Genomic DNA, 16413 nt, shown 5'->3' on the forward strand with positions numbered 1-16413 from the left:
GGCCGTGGCGGCGTGCGGCATCCTGCACTACTCTCGGGATAAGTATCCCTGCCCAGGACGTCGAGGCATTATGACCTATTCACACCGGATTGCTGAGGTTGCTAATCAGCAAAACACGCTGATTGCCACCGTCGAGCAGGATGAGCGCACCGCCTATTTTTATATCTGGCCCGCCGAAGCATTTCGCGGTCAGTATGCTGTACGCGGCTGCTGGCTGCGCAATCTGCTGCCCGCGCCGGCGCAGGAAGACAATGATGCGCTGGAGCAGGGTGTGCCACCGCTGTTAAGCGCGGCTTTCTGCCGTACGCTGGAAGCGGAGCCGCCGCTGGATAGCGCTGGACTGCAGGTGCTGTGGGAACCCACCGACGATGGCGCCGCGCTCTGGTATCAGGGACAGCTGTTGGCAGTGATTCCCGGCTGGAGCCTGTATCAGAACAAGCAGGTCAGCTTTTCGGCCAGTTGTATCAAAGAGAATCGCCTGACGGCGCCGCTCGGCTCCGCTTCCACCAATGAACACTACGCGCAGGCGGAGAAATTTCGCCACTTCTGGCGTGACTGGCACGATGGCCATCTCTGGCCGCTGGTGGAGCATGAGTTTCTCAGCTGCTATCAGCAGCAGTATGGCGAGTCGCTGAAGTATTACAGCATCGATCAGTCGGGCTGGCCGCCGATGGCAATTTCTCAGCATTACCATGAGGGCATCTGGTATTTCCTGACCCTCGGCATGAGCACGCGCGCCATGCCGTGGGTTGATCATCTCTACGCCGATCTCGCGCCACAGCACCGGCGAATCGAGCTGGGCATGGCGATCGATGCACAGGTGATGAGCGAAGAGAATGCGGTGCAGATGGCGAGTGCGCTGGCCAGTTTTGCCCATTTTCCCTGGGCGCAGCTCAACTGGCTGGGGGAAGGGCATCTGCTCTCTTCCGATGTGGCACCGGTCGGCTTTGACGCCTTTCTAATCAGCGGCGAGTTGGCCAGCAGCAGCGGCCAGTTTTTGCTGCCCAAACGCGACGGTGAGCGGCCGCGATTGCTGTGGACCACGCCGGTGACACCAGCGGAGCGGGAATTTGCCGCTGCCAGCAGCAGCGGCGGCACCGAACTGGTAGCGCTGCTGCGCGAACAGGCGTGCGATCATATCTTTCGTCCGCGTCAGCAGGTGGTGGCAGAACCGGTGTAACGGTGGCGATAGTTACGTTGCGAAATTTTTTACATCATTTTCACATTTTGCTCTCAAGATCTCTTCTTCCGCGCCGTTAATTCGGATCAGGCAATCACGCCTGTTCCGAGTTAAGTGGTGCTCCCATGCTAAAAACAACCCAGGCCCGCTTTACCGCTGCACTTATCGGCTTTTTTGCATTGCTGATGATCGTCACCGTGGTGGTAATTAATCTTTTTGTCGCACCGCAGCTCACGGCGAATGAAAGCCGTCTGGTGCGCTATGAAGTTGACTCGCTGGCGGCACGCATCGTCGAACAGATGAACCGTGTGCAGGCGCAGCAACGTACGATCACCGAAACGGTCAGCGCCCTCGACAGCGCCAGTATTGACACGTTACTGCCGACGCTGGTTAACCAGTATCAGGACAGCAACGTGTTTGGCGGCGGCATCTGGCCACTGCCCAATGTGCGCGATCCGGCACGGGCTAAATTCAGCACCTTCTTTGCTCGCGACGCCAACAACGAACTGAAAGTTAACACTTACTGGAACAGCGACGCGGCCGACAATTACTACGATCAGGCGTGGCATAAAGCGGGTCAGGCAGCGCCGAAGGGGCAGTGCGCCTGGGCCAATGCCTATCAGGATGCTGCCAGCCCGCAGCCGCGCACCAACTGTGCGATGGCGATCTGGCGCGACGGCAAAGTGTGGGGCGTTTCCACCATCGACGTGACGTTGGGCTTCTTTAACCATCTGGCCAAAGAGATGGGCGAGGCAATCAAAGGCAACGTCCTGATCGTTGAAGCGGACGGCAAAATTGTCGGTAACGCTGCGCTGGTAGATGGCACGCCTAAATTGGAATACCTCAGCGATCTGAAAAACGGCATGGCCGCACCGCTGAAAGCATTGCTGAGCACGGCCAGCGACAAGCCGATGGAAAGCCGCTATCAGGGCGACGATGGCGATCACACGCTGTTTGTGCAGCAGATCAGCGGCAGCCCGTGGTATTTGGCCAGCGACGTACCAACCAGCCTGTTAATGGCGCAAACCAACGGCATGCTGATGCGTCTGGGCCTGGTGCAGATCCCGCTTGCGTTGGTGCTGTTGCTGGTGCTGCTGGGCTTTATTCGTACCACCATGGGCCAGCTGCGCGGACTGAACGATAACATTGTTGCGCTCTCCACCGGCGGTGCTGATTTAACCCAGCGCCTGCCTGCCAGCAAGAGTCCGGAGTTCAACGCGGTGGCGCAGAGCTTCAACCAGTTTATTGAGTATTTGCAGGGGCTGATGCGTCAGGTTGGCAGCAGCGCGCTGGCGATTACGGCCGCGTCACGCGAAATCGCCAGCGGCAACTCCGATCTCTCTTCACGCACGGAAGATCAGGCCAGCTCGATCGTCGAAACCGCTGCCAGCATGGAAGAGTTAACCGGCACCGTGCGCCAGAATGCCGATAACGCTACGCATGCTAACCAGCTGGCAGGTGACGCCTCTAAAGTGGCTGAACGCGGCACGCGCGTGGTGCGCGAAGTGGTTGCTACCATGGGCGCAATCAATACCTCATCGCGTAAGGTGGTTGATATCATCAGCGTGATCGACAGCATCGCTTTCCAGACCAATATTTTGGCGCTGAACGCCGCGGTGGAAGCCGCACGCGCCGGTGAGCAGGGTCGTGGCTTTGCGGTAGTCGCCTCCGAAGTGCGTAACCTTGCTCAGCGTTCGGCCAACTCAGCACGTGAAATCAAGAAGCTGATTGAAGAGTCGGTGGCCAATATTGACGCCGGTAGCGGACTGGTGGAACAGGCCGGTCAGACCATGGATGAGCTGATGCAGGGCGTCAGCAGCGTTACCACGCTGATGAGCGAGATCATGTCCGCCAGCCGTGAACAGAGCATGGGCATCGATCAGGTTAACGTGGCGATTACCCAACTCGACAGCACCACCCAGCAGAACGCTGCGCTGGTGGAGCAGGTCTCTTCCGCCGCCCAGGCGATGGAAGAGCAGAGCGTCCAGCTGGAGCTGGTGGTGAATAGTTTTAAACTGTAAGGGGGGCCGTTGCGCAACGGTGGGGGCGTTTTGCCTGGCAGGCGGCTTTAAGGTCAACGTCTTGAGGTCAACGTCTTGAGGTCAACGACTTGAGGTCAACGTCTTGAGGTCAACGTCTTTAAGGTCAACGTCTTAAGGTCAAAGGCTATTTCGTTCTGCCTAAAGGCAGCCCGAGCAGGGCCGGCAGTCGCCCCGGCCCTGCACCCGCGCTATCCGGCAAACACAACCGCCCGCCACAGGCGGGTACCTTCGTCGGTTCACATTTCTTCACGGACCGCTCGCGATTCGCTCCTGCTCAGCGCTCCCTTGTCCCGCCATCCATGGCGGGCCATCCTGAAATGTTCACCTCCTCAGCGGTGGTGATGCCTCCTCAACGTCAACACCCAGGCCAAAACCCAAAACAGAAACCAAAAAATCTCTAAAACAAAGCCAAAGCCAAAGCCAAAGCCAAAGCCAAAGCCAAAGCCAAAGCCAAAGCCAATTCGATTTTCCAGATTTTGGGTTTTGGGTTTCCTTTTTATATTTTGGGTTTTCTTTTAGATTTTGGTTTTAGTCTTTTCGGTTTTGACGTTGACCTTGAGGAGGCATCACAAACGCCGAGGCAAAAGCGTTTTCCAGGGCGAGCCGCAGGGATGCGGCGAGAAGGTGCGTTGAGCAGGAGCGAATCGCGCCTGGTCCGTCAGGAAAACGCTTTTGCTGAGGGCACCCGCGCAGCGGGCGGTTGTGTTTGCCGGATAGCGCGGGTGCAGGGCCGGGGCGACTGCCGGCCCTGCTCGGGCTGCCTTCAGGCAGAACGAAATCGCCTTTGACCTTGACCTGGGTTTTGACCTTGAGGAGGCATCACAAACGCCGAGGCAAAAGCGTTTTCCAGGACGAGCCGCAGGGATGCGGCGAGAGGGCGCGTTGAGCTGGGAGCGAATCGCGTCCGGTCCGTCAGGAAAATGCTTTTGCTGAGGGAACCCGCCTGTGGCGGGCGGTTGTGTTTGCCGGATAGCCGGGGTGCAGGGGCGGGGCGACTGCCGCCCCTGCTCGGCCGCCTGAAAGGCGGAAGAAATCGCTTTTGACCTAAGCGCCTTTGACCTAAACGCTTTTGACCTTAAAAGCGCCCGGCAATCGCCATTGTTTAAAGCGCCCGGCAATTGCCATTGCCTAAAAGCGCCCGGCAATCGCCATTGCCCAAAGCGTCCGGCAATCGCCATTGCCTCAACGCGCTGCTGCCGTTATTTATTCAGCCGGTAATAGAGATCGTTCCAGCGCAGCGTATCTTTAAACCCGTGCATGGTAGTGTGTTCGTCGATCACCACAATCTCAATGTTATGCATCTCGGCATACAGACGCATATCGTCAAGATCCAGCGCCTGGCTGAACACCGTGTGGTGCGCGCCGCCGCCGACAATCCAGGCTTCTGATGCGGTGGCCAGGGAAGGCTGAGCACGCCACAGGGCGCGGGCGACCGGCAGCTTCGGCAGAGGCTGTGGCTGATCGATGGCATCCACCACGTTAACCAGCAGGCGGAAACGATCGCCGAGGTCGATTACGCTGGCGTTCACCGCACGGCCCGCTGGTGCGGAGAAGATCATGCGCGCCGGATCGGCTTTATTACCGATGCCAAGGAACTGCACATCAATCAACGGCTTCTTCTCTTTGGCGATGGAAGGACAGACTTCCAGCATGTGCGAGCCCAACACCAGATCGTTACCCGGCGAGAAGTGGTAGGTGTAATCTTCCATAAAGGAGGTGCCGCCAGGACGATCGCCAGCCAGCACTTTGAACACGCGCAGCAGCGCGGCGGTTTTCCAGTCGCCTTCACCGGCAAAGCCGTAACCCTGCGCCATCAGGCGCTGTACCGCCAGCCCCGGCAGCTGCGTCATGCCGTGCAGCGTCTGGAAGTTGGTGGTAAATGCCTGGCAATCTTCCGCTTCTAAAAAACGCTTCAGGCCCAGCTCGATACGCGCTGCATCCAGCACGTTCTGACGCTTTTCGCCGTTAACTGCTGCTACCGCGCTGAATTCGTACAGGCCTTCATATTCGTCAATCAGCGCATTGACGTCGCCATCGCTGACCTGATTGATCACCTCAACCAGATCGCCGACGCCCCAGCCGTTCACCGCATAGCCGAACTGAATCTGCGCGGAAACCTTGTTGCCTTCGGTCACCGCCACTTCGCGCATGTTGTCGCCAAAACGGGCAACCTTCAGCTGTTGGCTCGCCTGTTTGGCTATCGCGGCGCGCATCCATTTGGCGATACGTGCCAGACTGGCACTATCCTGCCAGTGGCCGGTCACAACGCTGTGCTGCAAACCCATGCGGGCGCCGATGAAGCCAAACTCACGGCCGCCGTGCGCGGTCTGATTCAGGTTCATAAAGTCCATGTCCATGGAATCCCACGGGATCTCGGCGTTGAACTGGGTATGAAACTGCATCAGCGGCTTGTTCAGCACGCTCAGACCGCCAATCCACATTTTGGCTGGCGAAAAGGTGTGCAGCCAGGTAATGATGCCGACGCAGCTGTTATCGTGATTAGCATCTCGGCAGAGCGCCAGCGCTTCATCCGGGCTTTTCACCAGCGGTTTTACCACCAGTTTTAGCGGCAGCGCCGACTGCTGATTCATACCATCCACCACCTGCTGAGCATGCTGCTCAACCTGGCGCAGCGTCTCCGGGCCGTAAAGATGTTGCGTGCCAATAACAAACCAGACGCTCAGGGAATCGAGAGAGTGCATAAAAACTCCTTAAAGTTCAGTGGAAGGGCGCGGCGCATATTGTGGTTCAGCAGCGGCACACCAATGTTGATAACGTTCATAAAGCGCCTGATAGCGCGGCACGCGGCTGGCATCGGGTTGCAGTGTACGTTCAACCGCACAGGCCATGCTCTGCTGCGCGGTAGGCACATCCGGATGCACGCCCGCGGCGACGGCGGCGAAAATGGCCGCGCCGAGCGCGCAGCACTCATCCGAGGCGACGATATCCAGCGGACGGTTCATCACGTCGCAGCAGACCTGCATAATCGCCGGTGACTTACGGGCGATGCCGCCCAGCGCCAGGATGTTCTCGACCGGAATCTGCTGGCGCTCAAAACATTCCATAATGGCGCGAGCACCAAAGGCGGTGGCCGCAATCAGGCCGCCAAACAGCGTAGGCGCATCGGTACCGAGGTTGATATCGGTGATCACGCCTTTCAGGCGCTGGTTGGCATCCGGCGTACGACGACCGTTAAACCAGTCGAGCACCACCGGCAGATGATCGAGCTGCGGATTGGCGATCCAGGCATCGGTAAGCTGACGCAGCAGATTTTGCTGCAGCGCGTTGAGTTCGGGTGCCAGATGCGGATGCTGTTGTGCCGCCTGTTGCAGCGGCCAGCTGAGCAGCCGGTTATACCAGGCGTAAATGTCGCCAAAGGCGGACTGGCCCGCTTCGAGGCCGATGGTGCCCGGCGTCACGCTGCCATCCACCTGACCGCAAATGCCGCTGATAGCGCGATCGCCAACCTGCTGGCTGTCGGCAATCAGAATGTCGCAGGTTGAGGTGCCGATCACTTTCACCAGCGTATAAGGCTGCGCACCGGCGCCGACCGCGCCCATGTGGCAGTCAAAGGCGCCGCCCGACAGCGTTACCGCGGTGGAGAGGCCCAGACGCTGCGCCCATTCTGCGGTCAGCGTGCCGACCGCAATATCCGCCGTCCAGGTATTGTGGAACAGCGGGAAATCGAGATCGCGGGTGAGCAGGGGATCGAGCGCATTGAGGAACGCGGCGTCCGGCAGGCCGTCCCACTGCGGATGCCACAGGGATTTGTGTCCGGCGGCGCAGCGGCCACGACGAATGGCCGCGGGCGCGGTAGTGCCGCTCAGCAGTGCCGGTACCCAGTCGCACAGCTCAATCCAGGAGCTGGCTGCTTCACGCACCGCGGCATCTTCGCGCGACACGTGCAAAATTTTTGCCCAGAACCACTCCGAAGAGTAGATGCCGCCGATGTAGCGGCTGTAATCGGGAAACTCGCCGCTGTGGCACAGGCGGTTGATCTCCTCGGCCTCTTCAATGGCGGTATGGTCTTTCCACAACACAAACATCGCGTTGGGATTGTTGGCAAACTCCGGACGCAGCGCCAGCACGCGACCTTCTGCATCGATCGGTGCTGGCGTCGAGCCGGTACTGTCGACGCCGATTCCAGTGACGTTGTCACGTTGTTCCGGCGTTAAGGCGCTCACCACGCTGACAATCGCCTGCTCAAAAGCATCAATGTAATCCTGCGGATGGTGGCGAAAGCGGTTACGAGCGGGATCGCAAAATAATCCCTGCTGCCAGCGGGAATAGTTCACCACCGCCTTCTGTAATTCCACGCCGCTCTGGCAATCGACCGCCAGCGCGCGCACCGAGTCGCTGCCGAAATCGAGACCAATGGTAATTGCACCTGCGCGCATCGTTTATCTCCCTCATGAACGTTTTCCACATCCTGAGCGGGTTACGCCAGGCGAGTTAGTCCGCGTTGGCTGCAAATATGCACTTTTCTGTCATCTGCAAAGAAAGCGTGACCCCGTTCAAAAGTTAATGGTTGGTTAAATTTGCTAAATCTATGGACGAAATTGCCGAATGCTGACGATGTGATAGCGCTCTACATTTTGTAAGGCGATTGCGGATAAAACTAGCGCTGCATTAATGCTGCTGGCGTGAGAGACAGGGTTAACATCTTGATTTCAGGCTTGCGCAGCGAAAAGAAGCACGCTGAAACCGTTTACACAGAACTGCCGATACGACCCTGAAAACATCATTGAGCCGGAGAGCATCATGCATAAATTCACTAAAGCGTTAGTCGCCGTCGGGCTGGCTGCCGTTATGTCACAATCCGCTATCGCCGAGACCATGAAACTCGGTTTCCTCGTCAAACAACCGGAAGAACCCTGGTTCCAGACCGAGTGGAAATTTGCCGATAAAGCAGGCAAGGATCTGGGATTTGACGTGATCAAAATTGCCGTACCCGATGGTGAAAAAACGCTGAACGCTATCGACAGCCTGGCCGCCAGCGGTGCAAAAGGCTTCGTTATCTGTACGCCCGATCCCAAACTCGGTTCGGCGATTATGGCCAAAGCGCGCAGCTACGATATGAAAGTGATTGCGGTTGATGACCAGTTTGTCACCGCCAAGGGCAAACCGATGACCACGGTGCCGCTGGTGATGATGGCTGCCACCAAAATCGGTGAGCGTCAGGGTCAGGAACTCTATAAAGAGATGCAGAAACGCGGCTGGGATGCGAAAGAGACCGCGGTGATGGCGATTACCGCTAACGAACTTGATACCGCCCGTCGCCGTACCGGTGGTGCCATGGACGCGCTGAAGGCAGCGGGTTTCCCGGAAAAACAGATTTATCAGGTTCCCACCAAATCCAACGATATCCCGGGCGCCTTTGATGCCGGCAACTCGCTGCTGGTTCAACATCCTGAAGTGAAACACTGGCTGATCGTTGGCATGAATGACAACACCGTGCTGGGCGGCGTGCGCGCCACCGAAGGCCAGGGCTTTAAAGCACCGAACGTCATCGGCATCGGCATCAACGGCGTTGACGCCATCAGCGAACTGTCGAAAGGCCAGGCCACCGGCTTCTACGGCTCACTGCTGCCAAGCCCGGATGTCCACGGCTACAAAAGTATCCAGATGCTCTACAACTGGGCCAATAAAGGCGAAGAACCTGCCAAATTCACTGAAGTCACCGATGTGGTGCTGATCACCCGCGATAACTTCAAAACTGAACTGGCGAAAAAAGGCCTGATGTAAGGCACAACGGGAGGCTCCATGAGCACTGATTCTGCATTTCTGTCGTTTCATGGCATCAGCAAAACCTTTCCCGGCGTCAAAGCGTTGCAGGAGATTAGCTTCTCCTGCAATGCAGGCGAGGTGCATGCGCTGATGGGTGAGAATGGCGCCGGTAAATCGACGCTGTTGAAAATATTGAGCGGCAGCTACCAGCCGACCGCTGGTGAAATCCACATTCGGGGAGAGGCGCAGCGCTTCTCCCATACCACCGACGCGCTCGACGCCGGTGTCGCCATCATCTATCAGGAGCTGCATCTGGTACCTGAAATGAGCGTGGCGGAAAACATCTATCTTGGCCAGCTGCCACGCAAGCACGGCATGGTTAATCGCAAGCTGCTGCGCTACGAAGCGGGGCTGCAACTGAAAAACCTCGGCATGGATATCGATCCCGATATGCCGTTGAAATACCTGTCGCTGGGTCAGTGGCAGATGGTGGAGATCGCCAAGGCGCTGGCACGTAACGCCAAAATTATCGCCTTTGATGAGCCCACCAGTTCGCTCTCATCGCGGGAAATTGAACAGCTGTTCCGGGTGATTCGCCAGCTGCGCGCGGAAGGGCGCGTGGTGCTTTATGTCTCACACCGCATGGAAGAGATTTTTGCCCTCAGCGACGCCATTACCGTATTTAAAGATGGCCGCTACGTGCGCACCTTCACCGATATGCAGCAGGTCGATCACGATCAGCTGGTGCAGGCGATGGTTGGGCGCGGCATTGAGGATATTTATGGTTACAGCCCGCGTCCTACCGGCGCGGTGCGTCTGCAACTGGAGAATGTTGAGGCGGTTGGCGTGCGTAAGCCGATCTCCTTGCAGGTCAAAGCGGGCGAAATTGTCGGATTATTTGGCCTGGTCGGGGCGGGCCGCAGCGAGCTGATGAAAGGGCTGTTTGGCGCCACCAAACTCAAAGCGGGACAGGTGTTTCTCGACGGTGAGCCGCTGCGCATCACCGCGCCGATTGACGCCATTCGCGCCGGTATCATGCTCTGCCCGGAAGATCGCAAAGCGGACGGCATCATTCCGGTGCACTCGGTGCGCGACAACATCAACATCAGCGCGCGGCGTCACAACCTGCACGCGGGCTGCCTGATAAACAACGGCTGGGAAAGCGATAACGCGCAGAGCCACATTCGCTCGCTGAACATCAAAACGCCGTCGGCGGATCAGCTGATCATGAACCTTTCCGGCGGCAACCAGCAGAAGGCGATTCTCGGCCGCTGGCTGTCGGAAGAGATGAAGGTGATCCTGCTGGACGAGCCGACGCGCGGCATCGACGTGGGCGCCAAGCATGAGATTTACACGCTGATTTACGCGCTGGCCAGCCAAGGCATCGCAGTGCTGTTTGCCTCCAGCGATCTGCCGGAAGTGATGGGGCTGGCGGACCGGATTCTGGTGATGCGCGAAGGGGAAATTGCTGGCGAACTGCTTCATGACGAGGCCACCGAACAACGCACGCTCAGTATGGCGATGCCAAAAACTACACAACAGGCCGCTGTGGCCTGATGCAGGAGAATAACATTATGTCCACGTCCACAACCTCGAATACGCCACCGGCGGCCCGCGGCGGCCTGAAGCTCGGGCGCATCTGGGATAATTTCGGCATGCTGGTGGTGTTTGCGCTGCTGTTTATCTGCTGCACGATCTTCGTGCCGAACTTTGGCTCGTTTATCAATATGAAAGGCCTGGGGCTGGCGATGTCGATGTCAGGCATGGTGGCCTGCGGCATGCTGTTCTGCCTGGCCTCCGGCGATTTTGACCTGTCGGTGGCGTCGGTTATCGCCTGCGCTGGCGTGGTCACCGCGGTGGTGATCAACATGACGGAAAGCCTGTGGATTGGCATTACCGCGGGTCTGCTGCTCGGCATGGCCTGCGGTTTCATCAACGGCTTTGTCATCGCCAAACTGAAAATCAATGCGCTGATCACTACGCTGGCGACCATGCAGATTGTGCGCGGCCTGGCGTATATCTTCTCCGACGGTAAAGCGGTGGGTATCGAAGATGAGCGCTTTTTTGCGCTGGGTTATGCCACCTGGTTTGGCCTGCCGGCACCGATCTGGCTGACCGTGGGCACGATGATTGTGTTTGGTTTCCTGCTGAACAAAACCACCTTTGGCCGCAATACGCTGGCGATCGGCGGCAATGAAGAGGCGGCGCGTCTGGCGGGTGTACCGGTGGTGCGCACGCGCATTATCATCTTTATTCTCTCTGGCCTGGTATCAGCGGCGGCGGGCATTATTCTGGCATCGCGTATGACCAGCGGCCAGCCGATGACCTCGCTGGGCTATGAGCTGATCGTGATCTCTGCCTGCGTGCTGGGCGGCGTGTCGCTGAAAGGCGGTATCGGCAAAATTTCTTACGTGGTGGCGGGGGTATTAATTCTCGGTACGGTAGAGAATGCGATGAATTTATTGAATATCTCGCCTTTCTCACAGTATGTCGTGCGCGGTTTGATATTGTTGGCGGCGGTGATTTTTGACCGTTACAAACAGAAAGGCAAGGTCTGATCGCGGCGTTGCTCTCTCTGCCGTTTGCCGCTTTCCCCCCGGAAGGCGGCAAGAGAGCAATGAAAACCCCACTGAACATTCTGAGGCTGCTATGTATCATCGACAACTGCCTGTGGCGCAGCAAAATCCCCTGCTGCCCGGTTATCCTTTTAACGCCTGGCTGGTTGCCGGGCTGACGCCGGTCAGCGCCGACGGTCCGCTCGACTTTTTTGTCGATCGCCCGCACGGCATGAAGGGCTATATTCTCAACCTCACCATTAAAGGCCAGGGTAGGGTATTCGAAGGCGAAAATGCCTTTGACTGCCGCCCTGGCGATCTGCTGTTGTTCCAGCCAAAAACCGCCCACTATTATGGTCGTTCACCGGAAAGCGACTGCTGGTTTCACCGCTGGGTCTATTTTCGGCCGCGCGCCTACTGGAGCGACTGGCTGCAGTGGCAGGACTTGCATCAGGGCGTTGGCCGTTTGCGCCTGTCGGAAACCCTGCTGGCGGAATTCGATCGCCTGTTCGCCAGCATTGAACAGACACATACCTCGGGCCGCCGCTTTGCCGAAGAGCTGGCGATGAATCTGCTGGAACGCTTGCTGCTGCGCGCGGTGGAAGAAGATCCACGCAGCCATCAGCAGGTACGCGATCCGCGCGTGATCGAAGCCTGCCAGTATCTGACCAGCCAGCTGGCCAGCGAAGTGAAAATAGAAGAGGTGGCGCGCTATGTTTGCCTGTCGCCCTCGAGGCTGGCGCACCTGTTCCGCGAGCAGATGGGGGTCAATCTGCTGCGCTGGCGCGAAGACCAGCGTGTCATTCGGGCGCGTCTGTTGCTGCAAACCACGCAGGAGCCGATAGCGGCGATCGGCCGTCAGGTCGGCTACGACGATCAGCTCTATTTTTCGCGTGTATTTCGCAAACGGGTCGGCATCAGCCCCAGTGATTTTCGCCGCCGAAATCAGGATGCGCACGACGAACTTGTGCAGCAGGAAACATTTATGGCAAAAGGCGCCTGAAATTAGGGGGATTCCACCTTGTCCTCGACCGATTAATCAACTTAAATCTGTCAGGTAAATGGACAAGAGGAAGAACCAATGAGTGAAAAAATTCGTGTTGGCCTGGTCGGTTACGGCTTTGCCAGTAAGACCTTTCATGCGCCGCTGATTGCCGGTACCGCCGAACTGGAACTCGCGGCGGTCTCCAGCAGCGATGCAGCCAAGGTTCACGCCGACTGGCCCTCTGTTGATGTGGTAGCGGAAGCCCAGACCCTGTTTGACGATCCTTCATTACACCTGATTGTTATTCCAACCCCTAACGACACCCACTTTCCGCTGGCCAAAGCCGCGCTGAATGCCGGTAAACACGTGGTGGTGGACAAGCCGTTCACCGTGACGTTGTCACAGGCTCGCGAGCTGGATGCGCTGGCTAAAGCCAAAGGGCTGATGCTGTCGGTGTTTCATAACCGCCGCTGGGACAGTGATTTTCTGACTCTGCAAGGGCTGATCAACGAAGGTCGCCTTGGCGAAGTTCGCTACTTTGAATCGCACTTTGATCGCTTTCGTCCAGAAGTGCGTCAGCGCTGGCGTGAGCAGAAAGGCGCCGGCAGCGGCATCTGGTTTGACCTCGGCCCGCACCTGATCGATCAGGCGCTGCAGCTGTTTGGCCCGCCGGTCTCCATCTATGTTGATCTGGCCGAGCTGCGTCCTGGTGCGCAAACCACCGACTATTTCCATGCCATTTTGACCTATCCGCAACGCCGCGTGGTGCTGCACGGCAGCATGCTGGTGGCTGCTGAATCGGCGCGCTATCAGGTACACGGCACGCTGGGCAGCTTTGTGAAATATGGCCTCGACCCGCAGGAAGATCGCCTGAAGGCGGGCGAGCGTCCGCCGCAGGAAAACTGGGGTTACGATATGCGCGACGGCACGCTGACGCTGGCCGATGGTGAAGGCGTGAAGGAAGAGACGCTGCTGAGCGTGCCGGGCAATTACCCGGCTTATTACGCCGCCATTCGCGACGCCATTAACGGTAACGGCAAAAACCCGGTCTCTGCCGAAGAGGCGATTCAGGTGATGGAGCTGATTGAGCTCGGCCTGCAATCTGCAGAAAAGCGTCAGGCCGTTTCGATGAAAGGGCTGTAACCAGCCAGTTGCACGCGGTTAAAAACGGGCCATCTGGCCCGTTTTTTTATGCGTGGCGCTGACGCACTTTTTCGCGAATGGCCGCTTTTTCACTGTCGCTGAGGAAGGCGATGGTCAGTCCGTTTTCCTGCGCGCGACGCAGATGTTCGCTGTTAAGACCGGCCTGCGGGGCGGCAACCTGATATTCATGTGCCAGTTCGATACCCTGAACCGCCGGGTCGTCGGTGTTCAGCGTGGCCAGAATGCCGTGATCGAGGAACTTCACCAGCGGATGCTGTGCCAGACTGGCCACGGTGCTGGTCTGAATATTTGAGGTCAGACAGGATTCAATACCGATACCTTGCTCTGCGAGGAAATCCATCAGCGCAGCATCGTCAATCGCCTTCACGCCGTGACCGATGCGCTCGGCACCCAGTTCACGGATCGCCTGCCAGATGCTTTCGGCACCTGCCGCTTCACCGGCGTGGACGGTCACGCGGAAACCGGCGTCGCGGGCGCGGGTAAAGTGGCTTAAAAATTCACTGCCGGGAAAGCCCAGTTCATCGCCGGCCAGATCCACAGCAACGATGCCGTCGCGGTGCGCCAGAAAACCGTCGAGTTCCTGCAGGCAGGCTTCTTCGCCAAAGGTGCGGCTCATGATACCAATCAAACGTACGTCGATATCATGCTGCTGGCGACCCGCGCGGATACCGTCAATCACCGCTTCGACCACACCGGCAATCGGCAGGTTATGGGTCATGGCCATGTAGCCAGGTGAAAAACGCAGCTCGGCATAATCAATTCCGGCACGCGCCGCATCTTCAACGTTTTCCATGGCGATGCGTCGGCAGGCGTCCAGCGAACCCAGCACTTTCACGCCCCAGTCCAGCTTCTGTAAAAAGCTCACCAGGTCCGGCTCATTTTTGGTCACCTGAACGTGCGGGCGCAGCGCAGTGAGATCGTCAGCGGGCAGGGCGAGGTTAAACTGGCGACCCAGATCAAGAATGGTCTGGGCGCGAATGTTGCCATCAAGGTGACGGTGAATATCGGTTACGGGCAGGTGGGAATTGAACATGGCGCACTCACTTAATTATTCGTCTGGTAAAGTGCAGAGCAGTATAAAAACATCTTGCGCAACAGCGCCAGCAGTTTGCGCAAACCAGCATGCCGGATGCTGACAATTTACGCGGTCAGCCAGTAAAATCGGAAACGTGAGCTAAGCGACAACCCCAACATATACCCGGCCCGTGAAGGGCTGATAACCGATCGGGCAGGGCAGGTCACCTATACTGTAATGACCCATAAGGGTAACTGGAGGTGAGTATGTCAGAACGTCCTGAACCAACCGATCCGTTAACGGATGATGAACCGGTGCCGCAAACTCCCGAGGATATTGGTGAAGATGACGATGAGGACGATCCCTTATCGGATGACGAGCGCGGGCCTGACCCGACCACCATTGTCTGAGCCATCACCTAAACCGCCCACCGGGCGGTTTTTTTATGTCCCGCAGAGCGATTTTTCTCCCGCCATGGCTGCATCCAGTGCAATAAAACCGCCTTATTACTTTGGTTTTACCGCTTCGCTGCGGTAAAAAAATCACCAATAGATTCAACGATTATTATTTTGGTAAAACGTTTTACCTGAGCTGCGATATTTCAAATTCCTTATTAGCGTGTATTATAATTTTATTAATAAATTCAGCGTGGTGTAACGTTTTACCACCTGTTATCAAGGCAGGAATTTGCGCTTATGTCACTGAAAAAAACCACAATTAATGATGTTGCCGCGCAGGCGGGTGTCTCAGTCACTACCGTGTCGATGGTGTTGTCAGGTAAAGGCCGAATCTCTTCGGTGACCTCAGAACGGGTTCACGAAGCGATCGAATTACTCGGTTATGTGCCTAACCGCTCCGCCACCATGCTGCGTGGCGGCGGCAGCGGTGCGGTGGGATTGATCGTGCGTGACCTGTGCACGCCGTTTTATGCCGAGATGATTGCCGGTCTTAGCGATGCGCTGGAACAACAGGGCAAGCTGCTGGTGTTGGCGCAGAGCGGTGCAGAAGGCCATCAGCTGCAACGCAGCTTTGATATGCTGGTGGCGCAGGGCGTGGAAGGCATTGTGCTGGCAGGCGGCGTGGAGGGCGCTGGCGAACTGAGTCTGCGTGCTCAGGAGCTGGGTGTGGCCATGGTTTGCGCCTCGCGGGCCAGTACGCTGGAAGAGTTGGACGCTATTCGTCCCGACAACATGCAGGCCGCCAAAATGGCAACGGAATATCTGATCAAACGCGGCCATCGCGCTATCGCCTGGCTCGGTGGCAGCGCGGGCTCAGTAACGCGCGCCGAACGCGTTGGCGGCTACTGCTCAACGCTGATGCAGCACGGTTTGCCGCTGCGGAGCGAATGGGTTATCGAATGCGCCGACCAGCAGCGCGACGCCGCCGAGCGGGCGCATACTCTGCTTCAGCACCATCCGGCGATTACCGCCGTGCTCTGCTATAACGCCGCGGTGGCGATGGGCTGCTATTTTGGTGCGCAGCGGGCGGGACGTCGCATCGGCGGTGAGGTGTCTGCCGCCTCGCTGGCGCTGGTAGGATTTGGCGATGCGCCGGAAGCGGAGCTGACCGACCCGCCGCTGACCTTTATCACCAGCTCGGCGCGTGAAATTGGTCGCAACGCTGCTATCCGCCTGCTGCGTCGCATTCAGGATCCGCTGGAGCCGGTGCAGAACGTTATCGTACCGGCGCGGCTGGTGGAGCGCCTGTCGGCGTAAAGCGGGCGGTGAAGCATAAAAAAGGGTCGC

General features: G+C 57.8%; 12 protein-coding genes. 9 read left to right on the forward strand and 3 right to left on the reverse strand.

What is annotated here, in order from left to right:
- Window positions 1-70 precede the first annotated feature (70 nt).
- Window positions 71-1180, forward strand: coding sequence for a suppressor of fused domain protein (locus tag ACJY2L_RS00305; protein WP_439212864.1), 1110 nt, complete (start codon window positions 71-73; stop codon window positions 1178-1180).
- A 125-nt stretch (window positions 1181-1305) separates the two neighbouring features.
- Window positions 1306-3201 carry a methyl-accepting chemotaxis protein gene (locus ACJY2L_RS00310; protein WP_439212865.1) on the forward strand — a complete coding sequence of 632 codons (1896 nt, stop codon included), beginning with the start codon at window positions 1306-1308 and terminating at the stop codon, window positions 3199-3201.
- Window positions 3202-4421: 1220 nt separating this feature from the next.
- Here ACJY2L_RS00310 and araA read toward each other — a convergent pair.
- Window positions 4422-5924, reverse strand: a complete 1503-nt coding sequence (gene araA / locus ACJY2L_RS00315) for an L-arabinose isomerase (protein ID WP_264272754.1) — start codon at window positions 5922-5924, stop codon at window positions 4422-4424.
- A gap of 9 nt (window positions 5925-5933) precedes the next feature.
- Window positions 5934-7619 carry a ribulokinase gene (locus ACJY2L_RS00320; RefSeq protein WP_439212003.1) on the reverse strand — a complete coding sequence of 562 codons (1686 nt, stop codon included), beginning with the start codon at window positions 7617-7619 and terminating at the stop codon, window positions 5934-5936.
- A 364-nt stretch (window positions 7620-7983) separates the two neighbouring features.
- Between ACJY2L_RS00320 and ACJY2L_RS00325 the strand changes: the two genes are divergently transcribed.
- From ACJY2L_RS00325 to ACJY2L_RS00345, 5 genes are all read left to right on the forward strand, one after another.
- Window positions 7984-8967: an arabinose ABC transporter substrate-binding protein gene (locus ACJY2L_RS00325; protein WP_067430416.1), complete on the forward strand. Its 984-nt coding sequence runs from the start codon at window positions 7984-7986 to the stop codon at window positions 8965-8967.
- A gap of 18 nt (window positions 8968-8985) precedes the next feature.
- Window positions 8986-10506: an L-arabinose ABC transporter ATP-binding protein AraG gene (gene araG, locus ACJY2L_RS00330; protein ID WP_439212005.1), complete on the forward strand. Its 1521-nt coding sequence runs from the start codon at window positions 8986-8988 to the stop codon at window positions 10504-10506.
- A gap of 17 nt (window positions 10507-10523) precedes the next feature.
- A complete protein-coding gene (araH, locus tag ACJY2L_RS00335; protein WP_067430421.1) occupies window positions 10524-11507 on the forward strand; it encodes an L-arabinose ABC transporter permease AraH in 984 nt (327 codons plus the stop codon).
- 91 nt (window positions 11508-11598) lie between these two features.
- Window positions 11599-12507 carry an arabinose operon transcriptional regulator AraC gene (gene araC, locus ACJY2L_RS00340; protein WP_439212007.1) on the forward strand — a complete coding sequence of 303 codons (909 nt, stop codon included), beginning with the start codon at window positions 11599-11601 and terminating at the stop codon, window positions 12505-12507.
- Window positions 12508-12585: 78 nt separating this feature from the next.
- Window positions 12586-13632 (forward strand): oxidoreductase, encoded by a 1047-nt coding sequence (locus tag ACJY2L_RS00345; RefSeq protein WP_067430426.1) that lies wholly within the window; start codon window positions 12586-12588, stop codon window positions 13630-13632.
- Between the two features lie 46 nt (window positions 13633-13678).
- Here the strand turns inward: ACJY2L_RS00345 and add are convergent, their stop codons facing one another.
- The gene (add, locus tag ACJY2L_RS00350) at window positions 13679-14686 is read right to left on the reverse strand and encodes an adenosine deaminase (RefSeq protein ID WP_225701709.1); all 1008 of its coding nucleotides are present in this window, start codon (window positions 14684-14686) and stop codon (window positions 13679-13681) included.
- 248 nt (window positions 14687-14934) lie between these two features.
- Here add and ACJY2L_RS00355 point away from each other — a divergent pair, with 248 nt between their 5' ends.
- Together ACJY2L_RS00355 and malI are read left to right on the forward strand one after the other, a co-directional pair.
- Entirely contained in the window at window positions 14935-15078 is a 144-nt protein-coding gene (locus ACJY2L_RS00355; protein ID WP_173645362.1) for a hypothetical protein, read from the forward strand.
- Between the two features lie 285 nt (window positions 15079-15363).
- Window positions 15364-16383, forward strand: a complete 1020-nt coding sequence (malI, locus tag ACJY2L_RS00360; protein WP_067430433.1) for a Mal regulon transcriptional regulator MalI — start codon at window positions 15364-15366, stop codon at window positions 16381-16383.
- Window positions 16384-16413 lie beyond the last annotated feature (30 nt).

Origin of the sequence: Duffyella sp. Ts4, assembly GCF_051851875.1 — a bacterium.
In the GTDB taxonomy this organism is placed as follows: domain Bacteria; phylum Pseudomonadota; class Gammaproteobacteria; order Enterobacterales; family Enterobacteriaceae; genus Duffyella; species Duffyella gerundensis.